The sequence below is a fragment of the Undibacterium sp. TC9W genome (assembly GCF_049339865.1).
Lineage (GTDB): Bacteria > Pseudomonadota > Gammaproteobacteria > Burkholderiales > Burkholderiaceae_D > Undibacterium.
The window spans coordinates 88,517-106,758 of sequence record NZ_JBMPPJ010000008.1 but is presented as its reverse complement, the minus strand read 5'-3'; the positions used below and the strand labels follow the sequence as shown (position 1 = coordinate 106,758).

Genomic DNA, 18,242 nt, shown 5'->3' with positions numbered 1-18,242 from the left:
ATACGCCTAACAGACTGCTTTGCCATATTGGCGCAATGCAGCAAATGCCAGCTTTGTGGCAATAGCTACAGCATATTTGAATTTCGGATAATTAACTTCATTTTTATTCGTTTTCTGTCTTAGGTAATTTCTGTACATTCAATCTCTGTGACGAAAAACATGAATACAGAGAACGTGTATGACAGCTTCCCCACTTATTGAGTCCCCAACTGAACCTCTGACATTGACTGCTGCCCGCCAGCGCGCCAAAGACGCTGGCCTGCCATTTGCTGGCAGCGTTTCCCCGACGGATGCCTGGGATTTGCAGCAGCAAGGCCTGGCCGTGATCGTTGATGTGCGTAGTAATGAAGAACGCAAATTCGTCGGTCATTTACCAGACAGCCTGCATGTAGCCTGGGCGACAGGCACAGCCCTGACGCGCAACCCGCGCTTTGTCAAAGAGCTCGAAGGCAAGCTCAAGGAAAAGCAAGCCGTGGTCTTGCTGCTTTGTCGCAGCGGTAAGCGTTCGGCACTGGCAGCAGAAGCTGCCAGCAAGGCCGGTTTGTCGAATATCTTCAATATAGAACAGGGTTTCGAAGGTGACCTGGACGAAGCGCAACAACGTGGGCATAGCGGTGGCTGGCGCTTTCACAAGCTGCCCTGGGTGCAGGACTAAAGTAATAGAAGTAATTGCGGACTTAAGGACTTGAGAGGGCAGAGCATCATGGGACAAGCATTGCAACAGACTAAAGAGATACGCGCCTCGCTGTTCGGTATAGAGCAGGTTGTCAGCGAGCTGGCAGTAGTGCGCCATGCCTGGCGGCGTCGTCAGCAAAGGTCAGCAGAGCCTGGCGGTCGTGAATTGCCATCGCGCGATGCACTGGCAAAAATCCTCAATGATTTGCGCGGTGCTTTGTTCCCCATGCGACTGGGGCCGCCTGAATTGCGGCAAGAAAGTGAAGACTTTTATGTAGGCCATACGCTCGATACTGTCCTGCATTCACTACTTGGGCAGGTCAGGCTGGAGCTCAGCTATGCCTCGCGCTACCATGAAGAAGAAGGCTTGCATATCGATGACCGGGCACTGACGATAGTGCGTGAATTTTCCCGTGCTTTACCTGGTATACGCTCACTGCTGGACAGTGACGTGATTTCAGCCTATCAGGGTGACCCTGCTGCGCGCACGGTAGATGAAGTCTTGCTGTGCTACCCCGGCATACTAGCGATGATACATCACCGCATTGCCCATCAGCTGTACCAGTTGGGTGTGCCATTGCTGGCGCGTATCGTCGCCGAGATCGCCCATGGACAGACCGGTATAGACATCCACCCCGGTGCCAGCATAGGTGCTGGCTTTTTCATCGATCATGGTACTGGCGTGGTGATAGGTGAGACTGCCGTCATCGGCCAGCGCGTGCGTATTTACCAGGCTGTCACGCTGGGAGCAAAACGCTTCCCCAGCGATGATGATGGCAAGCTGCAAAAAGGTTTGCCACGCCACCCCATCGTTGAAGATGATGTGGTGATCTATGCCGGTGCCACGGTACTGGGCCGCGTCACCATAGGCCGCGGTGCCATCGTTGGCGGCAATGTCTGGGTCACCAGCGATGTGGCGGCGGGCAGCCATGTCAGCCAGGCCAGCTTGCGGCACGAACAGCAAAATCCCGTTTCTCTGGTTTGAATAAGTGAGCTTCAAATAAACAGCCGTGAACTACATAGCACGGCTGCTTATCCCCGCACGCCTGTTCATTTTTTATGTACTGACTTTTATGGAGTGAAGCAATGACCGATGTAACTAGTGAAGTAACTACCGGCAATTTTGCGCTAGGTGATAATGCCGCCAGGCAGTTGGCGAACGCCACCAAGACCGTACCCCAGTTGTCCACCATCTCGCCACGCTGGCTGGTGCATCTGCTGCAATGGTTGCCGGTAGAGGCAGGTATCTACCGCCTCAACAAGGTAAAAAATCCCAAGGATGTGCGGGTAGCCTGCTCGCAGCGCGATGAATCCGAATTGCCGCAAACCTTTGTCGATTATGACGAACAACCACGCGAGTATTTCCTTAATGCCGTCGCTACCGTGCTGGACGTGCATACCCGTATCTCTGATCTGTACAGCAGCCCGCATGACCAAATCAAGGAACAATTGCGCCTGACCGTAGAAACCATCAAGGAAAGGCAGGAAAGCGAACTCATCAATAATCCTGATTATGGTCTGCTGGCAAATGTGCATGATGATCAGCGTATTTCCACCCTGACAGGTGCACCTACACCAGATGACCTCGATGATTTGCTGACCAAGGTCTGGAAAGAGCCTGGCTTCTTCCTCGCCCACCCACTCGCAATTGCTGCCTTTGGCCGTGAATGCACACGCCGTGGCGTGCCACCACCAACAGTCAGCCTGTTCGGTTCGCAATTCCTGACCTGGCGCGGTGTGCCACTGGTGCCGTCTGACAAATTGCCTATCGAAGATGGCAAAACAAAAATCATCCTGTTGCGCGTTGGTGAAAAACGTCAGGGTGTGGTTGGTTTGTTCCAGCCTGGCCTGGCTGGTGAACAAAGCCCTGGTTTGTCTGTGCGCTTCATGGGCATCAACCGCAATGCGATTGCTTCTTACCTCATCTCCCTGTACTGCTCGCTGGCAGTGCTGACAGATGATGCAGTGGCTGTTCTGGACGACGTAGAGATCGGTAAATACCATGACTATCCTGACACCTACAAATAATACAACTTCGGCAAATTCAGGTTTGCCAGATGAAGCTTCACTGAACCGCATGGCATCAGAATTTTTTGCACTGGTGCCAGGTGCGGCCCAAGCTGCTGCGCAATTCTTGCCGGGCTTTAGCAAGGGCAATACACCTGAAGCACCACCGTCGGCGCGTACGCCAGTCCACGATAGCAGCTCGGTGCAAAGCCAGCCTTCTGTCTCTGCCAGTGGCGTACCACAAAATGCTGGTAGCAGCATTGCACCTTCACGCCCGCAAGTGGGTGGTGTCAGTTCCAGCACACCTTATTATTTTGTCGGGCAAGAGCACGGCTATCCTATTGCTGACAATAATCTTGACAGCCTGGCAGCGCAGGGAACAGGTGCGGGCACAGGCAAACAATCTGGCGCGAGTGCTTTCAACGTACCGGGGCAAGAGCAATTGCAACGCATACTGGGCGAACTATATCCGGCCTCTGCGCCTGCACCGCAAGCCAGTGGCACTGCTGCGCAACCTGCGTATTATTTCCAGCAAGGCGAGCAAGACTACTGGGATCAGGCACCAAGGGCAGCTAATCCATCACTGGCAGCACCCTTTGACATTAATGCCGTGCGCAGGGATTTTCCTATCCTGGCCGAACGTGTCAATGGCAAGCAACTGGTGTGGTTTGATAATGCAGCCACGACGCACAAGCCAAAGGCTGTGATTGACCGCATCAGCTATTTCTATGAGCATGAGAATTCAAATATACATAGAGCGGCGCATGAACTGGCAGCACGCGCCAGCGATGCTTATGAGTCTGCACGCAAAAAGGTAGCCAAATTTCTTGGCGCTGCCAGTGAGCAGGAAATCATCTTCGTGCGCGGTGCGACTGAGGGTATCAATCTGGTAGCGCAAACCTTTGGCAAGAAGTTCATAGGTGCGGGTGACGAGATCATTGTCTCTGAGCTTGAACATCATGCCAATATTGTGCCCTGGCAGCAACTGGCGGCTGAAAAGGGCGCTGTCATACGCGTTATTCCTGTTGATGACAGTGGTCAGGTCTTGCTCGACGAGTATCGCAAGCTCCTGAACAGCAAGACCCGTCTGGTGGCAGTAACCCAAGTGTCCAATGCCCTGGGTACTATCGCCCCGGTGCATGAGATCACGGCCCTGGCCCATGCCGCTGGTGCCCGCGTGCTGATCGATGGGGCGCAAGCCGTGTCACATCTGCGCGTGAATATGCAGGCGCTGGATGCTGACTTTTATGTCTTCTCAGGTCACAAGATATTTGGTCCGACTGGCATAGGTGTGGTGTATGGCAAGAAGGCTTTGCTGGAACAACTGCCACCCTGGCAGGGTGGTGGCAATATGATTGCAGATGTGACTTTCGAGCACACCCGGTATCAGCCAGCACCGGCACGCTTTGAAGCTGGCACGGGTAATATTGCCGATGCAGTTGGCCTGGGGGCCGCACTTGATTATGTCGAACGCATAGGCCTGGAAAATATCGCCCTGTATGAACATGCCTTGCTGGAATATGCAACGCATGGGCTGAAGAGCATACCCGGTGTGCGCCTGGTCGGTACTGCGCATCAAAAAGCTAGTGTCGCGTCTTTTGTGCTGGCGGGATATGAAACGGCAGAAGTCGGCAAGGCACTCAACGAGGAGGGAATCGCAGTGCGTTCCGGCCATCATTGCGCCCAACCCATTTTGCGCCGCTTTGGTCTGGAAGCAACGGTGCGGCCTTCGTTTGCTTTCTACAATACTTGCGAAGAGATAGACCGTTTGCTGGCAGTGGTACGCAGGCTGGCAAATAATCGCAAGTGAATTTACAAGTGAGGTAAATTGATTTAATGCATCTGCCCGTTAGAAATAACGGGCAGTTTTTTTACTTCATTATTATTTCTGTACTGCCTTCAACACAAACTCACTGGTGTCGTGCAATACTGCCTTGGCGTTCGCCGGTTTGTCCATCATGCGCGACAACAGCAGGCCACCTATCAGTGAAGACAAGACGCCATGCGCGGTAGCCGCATCATCCTTAACTCCTGAGCGATGCAATTGTTTGCTGATGATAGCTAATAGCTGCTCAACCCCTTGCGCCATCACTTCCTTGCTGGCTGCTTCGCCGCGCGCGGCTTCTGCCCCCAGTGCCGCAATAGCACAACCATGGCCCGGATGTTCACTATGCGTCCGGCTCAGGTAGCTATGCACCAGGCTGGCGATGGCTTCTTCGTCGCTGACCAGTTCTGTCTTGCGCAGCAGTTCTGTGCGCGTTCTTTCCAGCGCGGTACTGCAGGCCTCGGCAATCAGGGCTTCCTTGGATTCAAAGTGTTTGTAAAAACCGCCATGCGTGAGCCCGGCTTCTTTCATCAGGTCGGCCACACCTATGCCATTGATGCCATGTTCACGATACAGGCGGGCAGCGGTTTCTAATATGCGCTCACGGGTTTGCGCAGCTTGTTCGCGGGTAGTTCTCATTTGCTCTATTCCTCAAAAATCTGCCAACCAGCGTTTTCATTTTAATACTGGCTTTAATCAGGTTTGACATGATTCTCTATTTTAGATGATAATCAACATCCATAGGATTATATTCGTCATCTAATTTTGAGGGCAGCATGAATACACCAGTCAAAGAAGCAAATAATGCAACAAATAAGCCCATCATGGACATGATCTTGCAGGCATTCACCCGGCCGCAACGGCAGGCAGAAACTGAAGATGATAAAAAGGCACTGGCGCAGGCGCGACCCGTCAGTATTCCTTATCCAGGGCTGGAATTGCGTGCCTGGACCTGGGGGCAGGGTCCGCAAGTCCTGCTCCTGCATGGCTGGGAAAGCCGGGCCAGTCACATGGCGGGTTTTGTCGTGCCTTTGCTGCGGGCAGGTTTTAGTGTGACGGCGCTGGATGCACCCGCACACGGTGCATCGCAAGGCGAAACGACCAATGTACTTGACTATGGCAAGGCCGTTGTCGCAGTAGCAAAACATCTGGGAACACTGACTGCTACGATCGCCCATTCAGTGGGCTCAGCCGCCAGTCTGTATGCGTTTGCGCAAGGCGTACAAGTCAAGGCCAGTGTGCATCTGTGCGGCCCTGCATCACTGACGCGCGTATTCCAGCATGCAGCCAGGGCAGGTGGTCTGGATGAAGCAAGTAGGCAGCAGCTGGAACACATGCTGGCAAGCAGCATAGGTGCACCGCTGTCATCCATGGATTTGTCCCAATTGCAGCATGGCATGCGTCACCCCGCCCTGATCCTGCATGACCCTGAAGATAAAGAAATGCCCTATACAGAAAGCCAGGCCCTGGCTGCTGCCTGGCCGCAAGCCAGCCTGGTCGCAAGCGCAGGAACCGGACACAGGCGCATCTTGCGCACGCCAGAGATACATGCGGCAGCAGCCAGCTTCATCATTGATAAACTTGCTGCCGATATTGTTGAACGAGTGGTAGAAGCCGGAGAAACATCATGAAAAATATTAGCCCCTGGCCGACCTTTGCCCTGGCCAGCGTTGCCGTATTTCTGGTGTCGCTTGATGCCACCATAGGCTTCGCTGTCTTCCCTGCCTTGCGCCATGCCTTCCCCGATGTCCGGCCCAGTGAGCTGTCGTGGGTACTGAACGCCTATACCATCGTCTATGCTGCGTTACTGGTACCCGCCGGTCGCCTGGCAGATTTATTGGGGCGCAAGCGTTTGTTCATACTTGGTGTAGGCGTGTTCACCCTGGCATCCGGTTTGTGCGGTGTGGCTGGCAGCACGGGTATGCTGATCTGTTCTCGTTTCTTGCAAGCTGTTGGTGCGGCCTTGCTGACGCCAACTTCTTTGGCACTGGTATTGCAGGCTTTTACTATTGAGAAGCGTGCCATTGCTGTCAGTCTGTGGGGTGCGGTTGCTGCGCTGGCAGCGGCAGTCGGGCCTAGTGCAGGTGCGCTCATTATAGAAAGCATCAACTGGCAATGGGCATTTCTGATCAATGTACCTATAGGCATCATCGCCATGATCAGGGCAGCGCTAAGCCTGTCAGAATCGCGCAACCTGGAAACCGGCCATCGCTTTGACTGGCCAGGCGTGTTCTTGCTCATTGCAGGCAGTGGTTTGCTGATACTGGGCATAGTCCAGTCTGACAGCTGGGGCTGGCTGGCACCATCTACTCTCGCCACCATCAGCGCTGGCGTAGGGATACTTCTTGTCTTTATTTTCTGGGCTAAAGGCAAGCCACATGCGGCAGTAGATTTGAGTCTGTTCGAGGACAGAAATTACCGCTTTGTGAATGCCGCCACCCTGGTGTTTGGCGCCGCGTTTACTGCCATGTTTCTGAGCTTCTTTTTATTCATGACGGCAATCTGGCATTACGGTCTGACCAAGGCCGGTTTAGATATCACGCCTGGCCCTTTGATGGTCATGCCGGTGGCAATTATTTCTGGCCGCTATGTCGCCCGCTTTGGACATAAACCTTTGCTGGTCGCAGGTGGGTTGATCTATGCATTGAGCGGCTTATGGTTTTACCTGAACACCAGCCTGACTGCTGATTATCTTACGGTATGGTTGCCCGGCATGCTGCTCAGTGGCATAGGTGTAGGCCTGGTGTTGCCATCACTGTCAGGCGCAGCGGTGGCACGCCTGCCTGCCAAGCGTTTTGGCGTGGGTAGTGCGGTGAACCAGGCGGTACGCCAGTTTGGTTCTGCCCTCGGTGTGGCTTTTACGGTGACCATACTGGGTGGACACGTACAGAATCTGCAGCAATTCCGCTATGTCTATCTCTTCCTGATTGCGGGTGGCGTATTGACTGCCTTACTAAGTATGTTCATCAGGACGCAAGCCGTGCAGAAACCTCAGATACAAGCTGATGCGACAGCAACAGCCTGATCCAGATCGCCAGGCTCATGCGTCGGGGTAAATCAACAAATCCCGTGCATGGGCAAGCGCATCATCAAGCCTGTCATTCCCCCAATACATCTGCTCGCCGACAAAAAAAGTCGGTGCACCAAAGATACCCTTGCTCATGGCCAGTTCGGTTTGTCTGCGCAGCTTCAATTTGTTGTCATCGCTCAGGGCTTGCGCGATAATTTCAGTTGCGGGCAAGCCCATATCGTTCAGCACAGCAGCGACCACTTCTTTGTTATCAATATCCCGGTCATGCGCAAAATTCATTTGCATGATGCGGCGACAATATTCTGCCATCCAGTTTTGCTCCGCACCCAGTACCGCGACCCTTAGAGGCAAGATTGCCGGGCGTGGGAAATTGCCGGGCTTTTTCCAGGACAGGCCATACTTGCGGCATTGTCTTTCCATATCCAGCCAGACATAATCCCCTTTGGCTTTCTGCAATACGAAGGGCGAGGTCTGCCATCCCAGAGCCTGGAATATGGGGCCAAGCAAGAACGGCTGCCAGCGCACCCTGACGCCTGCCCTGGCCGCTTCCTGCTCCATGCGCATGACGCTCAGGTAACTGTAATTGCTGCCAAACTCAAACCAGAAGTCGATGACAGGCATGCTGGCTATCGGGGTATCCATCCTGACCTCCTTTTCAAAATACCACGAGGCAGCGCAGCTCTATGCTTTCTCTTGGTGGTGCATCATCAGGAGCATGCGGATGATCAAATGCAGCATGCGGTGTAAAGCGCGAGACACCGCTGAACTGGCTGTCATATTGCTTGAAGATCAGTGCTTCATGCGGCTGCATTTCGGCGAAATAAGACCAGCGGTGTATTGGTGAAAATCTGGACAAATAAATCTCACCCGTGCGGTTAGGGTATTTGACATCGCAAGCCAGCAAATGCGATTGCCTCACTGTACGTGCATCACAAATTGCCAGCGGCGTATCGAGCACAGTATTATGGGTAGGCCGCCAGATATTGATGATGCAATAGCGCCGTATCTGCGCCATCACTTCCATATCCCTGACGACCAGAGCCAGGCGTTTTTGCCCCGATTGTTCTGTGTAGTCATTATGTATGCGCCCATTGGCCGCAGCCAAACCATTCTCTGCCCGTTTACCAAATGACAGGCTGGCCTCTCTGGCTTCGCGTCGCCGGACGAGGTGATCGAAGACATAAGCCTTCCTGCCACCAGTAACAGCCAGCGCCAGTTCACGTGCTTCCTGATAGTAGTCAGACCTGACTTCTTCATGATCCATGAAATTTTTTACGGAAGTGGGCGCATCCCATAATTCAAAACCTTCGCATTCAAGCTGCGGTTCCTGTTCGGCCTGGCGCGCATCATGTATCGCCACTTCACGCAAATCGTAAGTGGCGTTTTCCCAGGGGGTACCCGCCGGTGGTTCAAAGGTATAACTGACAGGTCGCTGACCATCAGGCAAAACATAGCTCATGGGCGCCAGCACGTAACTGCTGCCAGGCATTGTTACAGGTAGTGAAAATTTCCTTTGATGCTCAGTAAAGACATGCATATCGCCTCCCGCCATATCGTGACGAAGCCGCGCTTCCGGATGGTAAGTTCAGGGCTGTCGTCTATGTATATTTAAACGGATGCGAGGCTGATATTCAAACGAGATTTTTGCGTGATTCGCATGCTTGGTGTGCATGTCAAATGCAAGAACGATAAATGGATTCTGTTGGTATCAACAATTGTTCCGGTAGGTCAGCATGCTCGAATTGCTGCAACACAAACGGCGTGATATCGGTGATTTCCAGTATTTCTTTTTTACCATAGCGCGTCAGCATTTCTCCGCGAAAACCTAATTGCAGCGCGCGCCGTGGCAGGCAGTTGCCCACAGGATCGTGATCAGGGTCCCACTGCAAACGCACGTCTGAGGTTTCTATCGCCTGCTTCCATATTTCTTGTGTGCGAAATTCTGAGACGGTAAAAGATGATGGAATAGCCTGCGCTAAAATTGCATCAAAAAAACTGCGCTTGATGCGTATTGCCAGTACACGTTCTTGCCCAGCTTTTTGTGCCCAGCCAGACCGAAACATCATCCATAAAAAATTGGGCTTGATCCAGCTCATGCGTGTATAGCTGTATGCACCGCCAAAGTATTGGTGTTTAAGTGCAAAATCGGCGATGGCATCAGAATATGCCTGATAGACGATAATAGTATCTTCGTCAAATTGCGCCATGATGTGCTTGCCATTCTCTGGCCAGTGTTTTACTTGTGTTTTATAAGCTTCAAATTTCATTTTTTAATATTTGTGTTCAGACAGTAGTCTGCTTCTGACTTCCATCAAGGAAAAACCCAGCAAATTCAAGCCTTGCCAAAGTTGTGGGTTATTGCTGTCAGGATGATCTTGCGCCAGACCTGTGCCCCAGATTCTATCCAGCGGGCTGGCTTCGACGATGATCTTGTCTGCGGTACTTAACAGGTACTGCTTCAGTTTTGGGTTTTGTGAAAATTTCGCATAGTTGCCATCGACTACTATCTGGAAGCGATGCTCTACCCATGTTGATTCATCATAGTTCTTCACTTTTCTGCCCAGGCGCTTCACCATATCCGGGTCGCCGGTTGTCAGTATCTCTTTGAATACGACCTCGTCATCGAACAGCCTGGCCTTGCCAGCCATCATATAATGTTCAGCCGTAGGGTAAGTGGTGTCATCGATCTGAAACGGCGCAACAAACCACTGACTGAAGCAGGCTTTATCTGGTTGTAAACCGTGCTGCTTATGACCCCAAAAATGCAGATAGTTGAACTGCTTGCCCTCGTCAATCTGCTTTAATAATTCTTCTCGCGTATTCATGTCTTTCCTGTACGGTCTGAATTGCTATCCACAGGCCAGGCCAATACCCAGGCATGCTGTTCTGTAGTTTGCGGTGTCTCTGGCCAAAAGTTTTTCTTTTCCATCTGCTGCCATAATTGCGCCAGTTCCTGCAAACCTGCCTTACTGTTCTGGTGTTGCTCTGCCAGATAGCAGCCTATGACCGTGCCAGTGCGGCCTATGCCGCCAAAGCAATGCACATACACGGTATGCTGCTTTGCCAGTGCTTCGTACAGTGCTTGCAGAATTTCCTGCATCTGCCCTGGCGACGATGGGGTATGGCGGTCTGGTATGGCAAAGCGGCGATGTTGAGCCCGCATGCCGCGCTCTTCAGCCAGCTTTATCAACAGCGGTGCGTAATGGGCCAGTTCATCTTCTTCTGTCAGGTCGATAAAATAATCAACGCCGCGATCGAGATATTGCCCCAGCCTTTGCGCTGCCGTGTTTGCATCCAGGGCACCCGGGTATTCGCCTGCCAGTAATTTTCCTGGTCTTACCCAGTAAGTATTCTTATGTGGTCGCTTAATTGTCATCACTCGTCCTGATCAAATATTTTGGTGGCACGCTATCACATAGCCACACGCCATTCGCCGATACAAAAAACTGGATTCCATCTTCCTGCATCTGCTTTGCCATGACCTGCAAGATAACCGGCATGCCATGTCGCGCACCGACTGTACGCGCCGTTGTCGTGTTCGCCGACAGATGCACATGATGACGTGAACCTGGGTGTAATCCATCTTTCATAATGGAAGCGATAAAACGGCTGGCAGTACCATGATATAAAACGTCTGGCGGTACTGACACAGGCAGGGCCAGATCCACCGCTACCGAATGCCCCTGGTTTGCACGTATGCGCAAACCATCTTCACTGAGTGCAAAGCGCTGCTTGTCAGAAGTGCTCACCGCTTCATGTAAGTCTTCCAGCTTGAAACGCTTGCCATGCTTCGCAGCCTGGCTCATTAGTGTAGCTATTTCTGTCCAGCCTTGTGCATCCAGTGTAATGCCTATGGAATCTGGCTGGTGGCGCAGTACGTAGCTGAGGAATTTGCTGAAGTTTTTATTGTTATTATTCATTTTATTTTTTTGATTTATTGGTGTAACTTATTCATTGTTCGTAAATGTAGTTTCGAAAGCCTGAAGACTTCCGGTGTTTTTCTTATCCAGCACGGCAAATACAATCTTTTCAAACGCGCCGTGAAAAATCGATCCAGGTGATAAGGCATGCAAGAAGTGACCGGCGATTTTTTGCGGATCGTTGCCGAATACTCCGCAGCCCCAGGCGCCCAGTACCAGATGTCTATGCCCATGTTTAAGTGCCAATGCCAATACAAGATTGATCCTGTCCAGCATAATACCGGCAGCTTCGCAGACACGGTCAGGTTCGTTCATTTTTAATGCCCCAAGATTGACGGCTGGCGCAGTGATGAAGGAGGCATTGTAGAAGTTATCCAGCAAGGCATAATCCTCATCCCTGAACACAGGTACTTCTGGCGAATAAATCATGTCATCGCTATATATGCAAGATTGTAAGGCGCGATTCTTTTCATACATGGCAGTCATTTGTGCAATGCAGGGATATAAACCAGATGATTTGGCCAAGTTTTCTTCCTGCGCTTCTGAACCACCCAAAAAGCCGCCACCAGGATTTTTTGCAGATGCAAAATTCAGGCAAAGTGGGCTCACTCCATTTTCTGATGCCAGTCGTCTGGTTGCTGTCAGGCAGCCTTCATTGGTGACGCTGATAGCAGTAACAAATTTTTCACCAGATGTAAGTGTGCGCAACACATGCTTTAATTCTTCAGGCGAGTAGTGGATAGATCCTTGCTTTGCGGCCGTCAAACTACCTTGTATGCTGACCTGATTGCCATGCTGGCTGATATAGTTGCCACGTTCTAGTATTGCCAGTGTTTCATGGGCAATGTCGGCTCTTTGTTTTCTATTGATTACTGTAGTTTGCATTATTTTTCTCTATCTTATTCTTGTCGGCAAGAATATATGAATCTCGCATAAGTGAACTATAAACTATCTTAGTGAAGTAAATCAACTAAGATAGTTTCGTAAAATAACTAAGAGTAAATAAATGTTGTTTTATTGCGGGATAAGATTACTTGAATAACAGGGGGAGAGCCCGGATAAACAATGCTGATAAGAAATTCAGTAAGCAATTTATTATGTAGGCAGGCTGGTAGTCTTGGTATTTGAAACTAAATGTAATCGGCTATGCAAGAAGGCCGTGCTTAGAAAAACGAATAATTCATGCTAAGTTGTTGAAAATAAAAATTTTATTTTAAGATGCGGGCATATGTTTGGCGTCGGCAGGCAGATAAAAAGAATATGCAGATACTTAGTTGCAAAAAATAACTAAGTAACCTACAATAGAATCAGCCTCACAAGAAAAGGAAACATCATGAAACGCAATTTGCAAGTCCTCATCATTGATCCGCAAAATGATTTCTGTGATTTGCCGCCAGCTTATCTGGCAAGGGATGCGCATAGCGCAGAGCCATTATCGCCAGCCCTGCCTGTGCCTGGTGCCCATGCCGATATGTTGCGCGTGGCTGAACTTATCAATAAAGGCGCAGATGGCATCAGCGGTATCAGCATCACTCTTGACGCTCATCACCGCTATGACATTGCCCATCCCACTTTCTGGATGACAGGGCAGGGCGCGGCAGTGTCACCTTTCACCAGCATTTCAGCAAGCGCGGTACGCGCTGGCGAATATCAGCCACGCCAGCCAGAAGCTTTGCCACGCGCGCTGGCCTACCTGGATGCGCTGGAAGCCGAAGGCCGTTATCAACTGATGATATGGCCGGTGCACTGCGAAATTGGCTCATGGGGGCAGAATGTGCATGTAGATGTGCGGGCAGCCTATAATGCCTGGGAAGAAAAAAAACTTGGCGTGGTTAACAAGATCAACAAAGGTTCCAACCCCTGGACTGAGCATTATTCAGCGGTGAAGGCAGAAGTGCCAGATGCCAGTGACCCTGACACGCAACTGAACCAACAATTGATTACAGAACTCAGTAAGGCTGACCGCGTGTATATTACCGGCGAAGCAGGCAGCCATTGTGTGAAAGCGACCACTGAGCATCTGGTAGAAAACTTCGCCGCAGCCGATTTGCACAAGTTGGTATTGGTGACCGATTGCATGAGTGCAGTCACAGGATTTGATGCACAGTTTGACAGCTTTGTGCGCGACATGGCCGCCAGGGGTTTGCAGATTGCGAAGATGGCAGACGTATTGCCTGAGTTGCTGGCGAATGCATAGAGGCCGCAAAAGATAAATGAGTAGGGTGTGCTTTGCGCACCGTCCCTTTTGTCAAAAAATCGCGAGCTGATGTTTGTTTGTGAGTGCGTCAAACAATGGTGCGCATGGCGCACCCTACACAAGTGACTCTAGAAAAGAAAAATATGAAACCCGTAGTTCAAAGTTTGCTGGAAACTGATTTATATAAATTCACCATGTGGCAAGCCTTGCTGCATAGCCATCCAAATACCCAGACTGAATATGCTTTCGTTTGCCGCAATTCCACGGCTTATCCGCTGGCAGAATTGAAGGAGGATGTTGAACGTGAAATCGATCATTTGTGCTCGCTTAATTTTACGGAAGATGAACTCGATTATTTGCGTTCCTTGCGCTTTATCAAAAGTGACTTCACTGACTTTTTAACGGTCTTTCATTTTCAGCGTAAATTCATCAAGGTCAGCACAGATGGTGACAGCTTGCAAATCGTGGCAACCGGCCCGCAAGTGCATGTCATGGGTTTTGAAATCTTTGTACTGCATATCGTCAATGAATTATATTTCCGTCGCTTGCAAACAGAACAAACTCTGGTTGAGGGTAGAAACAGGCTGACAGCCAAAATAGAACAAATTCGTGAATTTGGAAAAGAAGCACCCAAAACCCATCCATTTGAATTCTTTGATTTTGGTTTGCGCAGGCGTTTCTCTGGCGAATGGCATGATGAAGTCGTCGCCACGCTGGCGCGTGAAGTACCGCAATTCTTCAAGGGTACATCGAATGTCTATCTGGCCAAGAAACACAAGCTGGTGCCTATAGGCACGATGGCGCATGAATACCTGCAGTCTTATCAGTCTTTTGGCGTGCGCCTGCGTGATTTTCAAAAAGCCGCGCTGGAAGACTGGGTGCAGGAATACCGTGGTGACCTAGGTACAGCATTGACAGATGTGGTCGGCATGGATGCCTTCTTGTCTGACTTTGACCTGTACTTTGCCAAACTGTTTGATGGCCTGCGCCACGACTCTGGCGATCCTGTGGTCTGGGGTGAAAAGGCCCTGGCCCACTATACCAAGTTACGCATAGATGCACATACCAAGCGTCTGGTGTTTTCTGATGGTCTGAATCTGGATACTGCCTTCAGCCTGTACCGCCATTTTGCTGACCGCACCATGACAGGTTTTGGCATAGGCACGAACCTGACGAATGACACTGGCATCAAAGCCTTGAATATCGTCATGAAGCTCATGTCCTGCAACGGACAGCCAGTCGCAAAATTGTCTGATTCTGCTGGCAAGACCTTGTGTACTGATGAAACCTTCCTCGCTTACCTGCGTCAGGTTTTTCATCACCCTATTATTTAAATTCAGGACTTTTTCATCATGTTGAAACTGGCAGTTGCACAATTAAATTATATGGTGGGTGACTTTGCTGGCAATACTGCCGCGATCATCCAGCACATGCAAAAAGCTGCGACAGCAGATGCCGATGTCGCAGTGTTCAGTGAACTCTGTGTTTGTGGCTATTACCCCGGCGATTTGCTCGAAGACAGCGCCTTTTTATCGAATGCTGAGCAGGCGTTGGCTAGCATCATGCAGGCTTCCAGGGATTATCCTGATCTTGTTAGCGTGATCGGCACCGTGCGTCCAAACAAAGAGCAGGGCAAAGCTTTGCATAATGCTTTGCTGGCGATACGCAATGGTGAAATTGTTGCAGAATACTATAAACAATTGCTGCCGACTTATGGCATCTTTGATGAGCGCCGGCATTTTGAACCAGGACAGGAAGTTGCCAGCACACTGGATGTGGCAGGACACAAGCTTGGTTTCATGGTCTGTGAAGATGGCTGGAATGATGAAGAGCATGATTACCAGGTCAACCCCTTCAACGCCCTGAAAGCGGCCAAGGTCGATTTGATTATCAGCATCAATGCCAGCCCTTCAGACATAGGCAAACGCCAGCAAAGACATGCGATGTTTGCCAAGGCCGCTGGGCATCATCAATTGCCCCTGCTGTATGTGAACCAGGTTGGTGGGCAAGATCAACTGGTGTTTGATGGCGCATCATTTGCGGTCACAGCTAATGATGGCGTGACTTTTGAAGCAGCACGTTTTGAAGAAGATTTTCAGTTGCTGGGATTTGCAGACAAGCAGTTTTCTGCGATCGATGGTACTGCATTAGTCAAACCGGATAGTGCGGGCTTGTCTGTGCCAGAATTTACCCGTCGTCAGATCGTCCTGGGCCTGCAAGACTATGCGCGCCGTTGTGGTTTCAAGCAGGTGGTGGTCGGTTCTTCAGGTGGTATTGATTCGGCATTGACGATTGCCCTGGCAGTGCAGGCACTGGGTGCAGAAAACGTGATCGCCATCACCATGCCATCTGCGTATTCAAGCACAGGTTCAGTGTCTGACTCTGTCAAATTATGCGACAACCTGCAAGTCAAATTGCATACGCATCCCATATTGAGTCTGGTGGAGCAATATGCCAAGGGTTTTGAAGAAGCATTTGCATTGCCCCTGCGTGGATTGACGCAAGAGAATTTGCAGGCCCGCATACGCGGTACCATACTCATGGAATACTCAAATGCCTTTGGCGCACTGTTGCTGACGACAGGTAACAAGAGCGAGATATCGGTGGGTTACTGTACCCTGTATGGCGACACCAATGGTGGTCTGGGCCTGATTGGGGACTTGTACAAGACAGAAGTATATGCCTTGTCGCAACATATCAACGATGCAGCCGGGCGCGAAATCATCCCGCAAGATGTATTAACCAAGCCACCGTCTGCAGAGCTGGCACCTGGTCAGCTTGATACCGACAGCTTGCCACCGTATGATGAACTCGATGAAATGCTGAAATGGCATATAGAAGGCACGCGCCTGCCAGCGCATGAGTTTGCCAAGGCTCAGGCCTTTGTACAAGAGTTGCAAAAGACAGAAGCTGGCGTGATAAGCATGAACCGCATCATCAGCATGGTGGCACGCAATGAATATAAGCGTCGTCAGGCACCTCCCATCATCCGCGTGCGTGGCCGTGCTTTTGGTAGTGGACGGCAGATGCCGATTGCGGCAAAGTACAACAATTAAGATTAATCAAAGTTTTCTTTTATGAAGTCAGCCATGCAAATTGACGTTGCAGTATTAATAGGGCGCTTTCAACCATTTCATAACGGCCACGCTACGCTCCTGCAACTGGCGCTGGAAACGGCAGAAGAAGTGGTCGTAGTACTGGGTTCATCCTTCCATGCGCGCAGCACCAAGAACCCTTTCACCTGGCAAGAGCGGGCAGACATGATCAATGCGACGCTCACGTCCGCTGAGCGTGACAGGGTGTCGTATATTGCCGTGCGTGATTATTATGATGATGCACGCTGGGCGACAGCAGTGCGTGGCAAGGTGGAAAGACACTTCCCTTATGCGAAGCGCATTGCCCTGATAGGTCACTTCAAGGACGCCTCCAGCTATTACCTGAACCGCTTCCCGCAATGGCAGTTGGTCGCTGCTGAACAATTACTGGCGATAGATGCCACTGTCATACGCAAGGTTTTGTTTGAGGCAGAAGACATGCGGGTATCACTTGAAGTGATTGCCCATTACCTGCCACAGAGTGTGCGCCAGTACCTGAAGGCCTGGAGCATTTTGCCGCACTACGCGGTGCTGGTGAAAGAACATGCGCAACTGCTGTCTTACCAGGAGGCATGGAAGGCTGCTCCCTATGCACCGACATTCGTGACTCTGGACGCTGTTGTCAAGGCGGCTGGTCATGTCTTGCTGGTGCAACGTGGTGGTTTCCCGGGCAAAGGCTTGTGGGCACTGCCTGGTGGTTTTCTCGATCAGAATGAAAGACTGTTCCAGGGTGCGATACGCGAATTGTTTGAAGAAACCAATCTGGCGGTACTGGCATCCACGCTTGAGCATGCTTTGGTCGATGTCAAAGTGTTTGACCATCCTGGCCGCAGCCTGCGTGGCCGCACGATCACGCATGCGCATTATTTTGATTTGCAGACCGATCACTTGCCCGATATCCGTGCGGCGGATGATGCCGCGCAGGCAGCCTGGGTCAGCATAGACAAGCTGGAAGGCATGGAGGAGTTATTCTTTGATGATCACTTCCATATTCTTGACCAGTTTCTCAATTTGACCGCTAACGAGAACTGAGACAACTCTTGAAAGCTTGCGATGAGACCCATCGCAAGCTGAATTTGCAATCAATGCTTTATCTTTACAATGTTTTGCCGTATCAGTCTTGCATTGCTGGGATCGAAATATGCTTCGACCAAATCCCCCTCCCGATTGCTACCATATATCTCGTAGCAACTTTCGTATGATATTTTTACTTTTTCAAACTGGTAGCCCCTATGTTTGGCAAGTAAAGCCATTTCATCCTGACTCAGCCATTCGGACTTGTTTAATGTCGTGCAACCCGTGTCAGTTTCGAGGTTCTTTGGACTAGTCATGGCTTTTTTAGAATTATTGTTTGCTGTTTTTTTCACTTGTGGAGCAGGTATATCCACATTGTTTTGCGCCTGTGAGAGAGTGACGAAAGCGCATGTTGCGAAAAAAAGAAATAGTCGGGCGTAATTCATTGCGCACTCCTGATTGTTGATATGAACGAGAG

19 protein-coding genes are annotated in these 18,242 nt (G+C 50.7%); 10 read left to right on the top strand and 9 right to left on the bottom strand.

Translation table 11 applies throughout. The features are described 5' to 3' along the window. Positions 1-178 precede the first annotated feature (178 nt). The 4 genes from ACO0LN_RS13550 to ACO0LN_RS13535 all read left to right on the top strand — a co-directional run bounded on the left by ACO0LN_RS13550 (position 179) and on the right by ACO0LN_RS13535 (position 4,492). Positions 179-655: a rhodanese-like domain-containing protein gene (locus ACO0LN_RS13550; RefSeq protein WP_422974556.1), complete on the top strand. Its 477-nt coding sequence runs from the start codon at positions 179-181 to the stop codon at positions 653-655. A gap of 48 nt (positions 656-703) precedes the next feature. Then, positions 704-1,660, top strand: coding sequence for a serine O-acetyltransferase EpsC (gene epsC, locus ACO0LN_RS13545; protein WP_422974554.1), 957 nt, complete (start codon positions 704-706; stop codon positions 1,658-1,660). A gap of 101 nt (positions 1,661-1,761) precedes the next feature. Next, positions 1,762-2,703 (top strand): family 2A encapsulin nanocompartment shell protein, encoded by a 942-nt coding sequence (locus ACO0LN_RS13540; RefSeq protein ID WP_162039361.1) that lies wholly within the window; start codon positions 1,762-1,764, stop codon positions 2,701-2,703. Continuing rightward, the gene (locus tag ACO0LN_RS13535) at positions 2,678-4,492 is read left to right on the top strand and encodes a family 2A encapsulin nanocompartment cargo protein cysteine desulfurase (RefSeq protein ID WP_422974551.1); all 1,815 of its coding nucleotides are present in this window, start codon (positions 2,678-2,680) and stop codon (positions 4,490-4,492) included. The genes ACO0LN_RS13540 and ACO0LN_RS13535 overlap by 26 nt, the downstream gene beginning before the upstream one ends. 72 nt (positions 4,493-4,564) lie before the next feature. Here ACO0LN_RS13535 and ACO0LN_RS13530 read toward each other — a convergent pair whose 3' ends face one another. Next, positions 4,565-5,146, bottom strand: a complete 582-nt coding sequence (locus tag ACO0LN_RS13530) for a TetR/AcrR family transcriptional regulator (protein WP_422974549.1) — start codon at positions 5,144-5,146, stop codon at positions 4,565-4,567. Between the two features lie 137 nt (positions 5,147-5,283). On the opposite strand from ACO0LN_RS13530, the gene ACO0LN_RS13525 reads away from it, so the two are divergent. Both ACO0LN_RS13525 and ACO0LN_RS13520 read left to right on the top strand, forming a co-directional pair. Further along, the gene (locus ACO0LN_RS13525; protein ID WP_422974547.1) at positions 5,284-6,138 is read left to right on the top strand and encodes an alpha/beta fold hydrolase; all 855 of its coding nucleotides are present in this window, start codon (positions 5,284-5,286) and stop codon (positions 6,136-6,138) included. Further along, positions 6,135-7,532, top strand: coding sequence for an MFS transporter (locus ACO0LN_RS13520; protein ID WP_422974545.1), 1,398 nt, complete (start codon positions 6,135-6,137; stop codon positions 7,530-7,532). The genes ACO0LN_RS13525 and ACO0LN_RS13520 overlap by 4 nt, the downstream gene beginning before the upstream one ends. 15 nt (positions 7,533-7,547) lie before the next feature. Here the strand turns inward: ACO0LN_RS13520 and ACO0LN_RS13515 are convergent, their stop codons facing one another. The 7 genes from ACO0LN_RS13515 to ACO0LN_RS13485 form a co-directional block, all read right to left on the bottom strand. Beyond that, a complete protein-coding gene (locus tag ACO0LN_RS13515; protein ID WP_422974543.1) occupies positions 7,548-8,180 on the bottom strand; it encodes a 2-hydroxychromene-2-carboxylate isomerase in 633 nt (210 codons plus the stop codon). A gap of 13 nt (positions 8,181-8,193) precedes the next feature. Continuing rightward, positions 8,194-9,027, bottom strand: a complete 834-nt coding sequence (locus ACO0LN_RS13510; RefSeq protein ID WP_422974541.1) for a CmcJ/NvfI family oxidoreductase — start codon at positions 9,025-9,027, stop codon at positions 8,194-8,196. Positions 9,028-9,211: 184 nt separating this feature from the next. Further along, entirely contained in the window at positions 9,212-9,805 is a 594-nt protein-coding gene (locus tag ACO0LN_RS13505; protein ID WP_422974539.1) for a DUF4291 domain-containing protein, read from the bottom strand. 3 nt (positions 9,806-9,808) lie between these two features. After that, positions 9,809-10,363: an NADAR family protein gene (locus ACO0LN_RS13500; protein WP_422974538.1), complete on the bottom strand. Its 555-nt coding sequence runs from the start codon at positions 10,361-10,363 to the stop codon at positions 9,809-9,811. Continuing rightward, positions 10,360-10,914, bottom strand: a complete 555-nt coding sequence (locus ACO0LN_RS13495; protein WP_422974536.1) for a protein-tyrosine phosphatase family protein — start codon at positions 10,912-10,914, stop codon at positions 10,360-10,362. The genes ACO0LN_RS13500 and ACO0LN_RS13495 overlap by 4 nt, the downstream gene beginning before the upstream one ends. Then, a complete protein-coding gene (locus ACO0LN_RS13490) occupies positions 10,904-11,458 on the bottom strand; it encodes an RNA 2'-phosphotransferase (protein WP_422974534.1) in 555 nt (184 codons plus the stop codon). The genes ACO0LN_RS13495 and ACO0LN_RS13490 overlap by 11 nt, the downstream gene beginning before the upstream one ends. A gap of 27 nt (positions 11,459-11,485) precedes the next feature. Next, complete coding sequence (locus ACO0LN_RS13485) at positions 11,486-12,343, bottom strand: TIGR02452 family protein (RefSeq protein ID WP_422974532.1); 858 nt, start codon at positions 12,341-12,343, stop codon at positions 11,486-11,488. Between the two features lie 448 nt (positions 12,344-12,791). On the opposite strand from ACO0LN_RS13485, the gene ACO0LN_RS13480 reads away from it, so the two are divergent. The 4 genes from ACO0LN_RS13480 to ACO0LN_RS13465 all read left to right on the top strand — a co-directional run bounded on the left by ACO0LN_RS13480 (position 12,792) and on the right by ACO0LN_RS13465 (position 17,782). After that, a complete protein-coding gene (locus ACO0LN_RS13480) occupies positions 12,792-13,655 on the top strand; it encodes a cysteine hydrolase (protein ID WP_422974530.1) in 864 nt (287 codons plus the stop codon). A gap of 143 nt (positions 13,656-13,798) precedes the next feature. Then, positions 13,799-14,989, top strand: a complete 1,191-nt coding sequence (pncB, locus tag ACO0LN_RS13475; RefSeq protein WP_422974528.1) for a nicotinate phosphoribosyltransferase — start codon at positions 13,799-13,801, stop codon at positions 14,987-14,989. An 18-nt stretch (positions 14,990-15,007) separates the two neighbouring features. Beyond that, the gene (locus ACO0LN_RS13470; protein WP_422974526.1) at positions 15,008-16,711 is read left to right on the top strand and encodes an NAD+ synthase; all 1,704 of its coding nucleotides are present in this window, start codon (positions 15,008-15,010) and stop codon (positions 16,709-16,711) included. 33 nt (positions 16,712-16,744) lie between these two features. Then, a complete protein-coding gene (locus ACO0LN_RS13465) occupies positions 16,745-17,782 on the top strand; it encodes a bifunctional nicotinamide-nucleotide adenylyltransferase/Nudix hydroxylase (RefSeq protein ID WP_422974524.1) in 1,038 nt (345 codons plus the stop codon). 50 nt (positions 17,783-17,832) lie between these two features. Here ACO0LN_RS13465 and ACO0LN_RS13460 read toward each other — a convergent pair whose 3' ends face one another. Then, the gene (locus tag ACO0LN_RS13460; protein WP_422974522.1) at positions 17,833-18,210 is read right to left on the bottom strand and encodes a PepSY domain-containing protein; all 378 of its coding nucleotides are present in this window, start codon (positions 18,208-18,210) and stop codon (positions 17,833-17,835) included. Positions 18,211-18,242 lie beyond the last annotated feature (32 nt).

Coding starts and splice junctions, on each gene's coding strand:
- ACO0LN_RS13550 (WP_422974556.1), top strand. CDS start 179: ATGACAGCTTCCCCACTTATTGAGTCCCCAACTGAACCTCTGACATTG.
- epsC (WP_422974554.1), top strand. CDS start 704: ATGGGACAAGCATTGCAACAGACTAAAGAGATACGCGCCTCGCTGTTC.
- ACO0LN_RS13540 (WP_162039361.1), top strand. CDS start 1,762: ATGACCGATGTAACTAGTGAAGTAACTACCGGCAATTTTGCGCTAGGT.
- ACO0LN_RS13535 (WP_422974551.1), top strand. CDS start 2,678: ATGACTATCCTGACACCTACAAATAATACAACTTCGGCAAATTCAGGT.
- ACO0LN_RS13530 (WP_422974549.1), bottom strand. CDS start 5,146: ATGAGAACTACCCGCGAACAAGCTGCGCAAACCCGTGAGCGCATATTA.
- ACO0LN_RS13525 (WP_422974547.1), top strand. CDS start 5,284: ATGAATACACCAGTCAAAGAAGCAAATAATGCAACAAATAAGCCCATC.
- ACO0LN_RS13520 (WP_422974545.1), top strand. CDS start 6,135: ATGAAAAATATTAGCCCCTGGCCGACCTTTGCCCTGGCCAGCGTTGCC.
- ACO0LN_RS13515 (WP_422974543.1), bottom strand. CDS start 8,180: ATGGATACCCCGATAGCCAGCATGCCTGTCATCGACTTCTGGTTTGAG.
- ACO0LN_RS13510 (WP_422974541.1), bottom strand. CDS start 9,027: ATGCCTGGCAGCAGTTACGTGCTGGCGCCCATGAGCTATGTTTTGCCT.
- ACO0LN_RS13505 (WP_422974539.1), bottom strand. CDS start 9,805: ATGAAATTTGAAGCTTATAAAACACAAGTAAAACACTGGCCAGAGAAT.
- ACO0LN_RS13500 (WP_422974538.1), bottom strand. CDS start 10,363: ATGAATACGCGAGAAGAATTATTAAAGCAGATTGACGAGGGCAAGCAG.
- ACO0LN_RS13495 (WP_422974536.1), bottom strand. CDS start 10,914: ATGACAATTAAGCGACCACATAAGAATACTTACTGGGTAAGACCAGGA.
- ACO0LN_RS13490 (WP_422974534.1), bottom strand. CDS start 11,458: ATGAATAATAACAATAAAAACTTCAGCAAATTCCTCAGCTACGTACTG.
- ACO0LN_RS13485 (WP_422974532.1), bottom strand. CDS start 12,343: ATGCAAACTACAGTAATCAATAGAAAACAAAGAGCCGACATTGCCCAT.
- ACO0LN_RS13480 (WP_422974530.1), top strand. CDS start 12,792: ATGAAACGCAATTTGCAAGTCCTCATCATTGATCCGCAAAATGATTTC.
- pncB (WP_422974528.1), top strand. CDS start 13,799: ATGAAACCCGTAGTTCAAAGTTTGCTGGAAACTGATTTATATAAATTC.
- ACO0LN_RS13470 (WP_422974526.1), top strand. CDS start 15,008: ATGTTGAAACTGGCAGTTGCACAATTAAATTATATGGTGGGTGACTTT.
- ACO0LN_RS13465 (WP_422974524.1), top strand. CDS start 16,745: ATGCAAATTGACGTTGCAGTATTAATAGGGCGCTTTCAACCATTTCAT.
- ACO0LN_RS13460 (WP_422974522.1), bottom strand. CDS start 18,210: ATGAATTACGCCCGACTATTTCTTTTTTTCGCAACATGCGCTTTCGTC.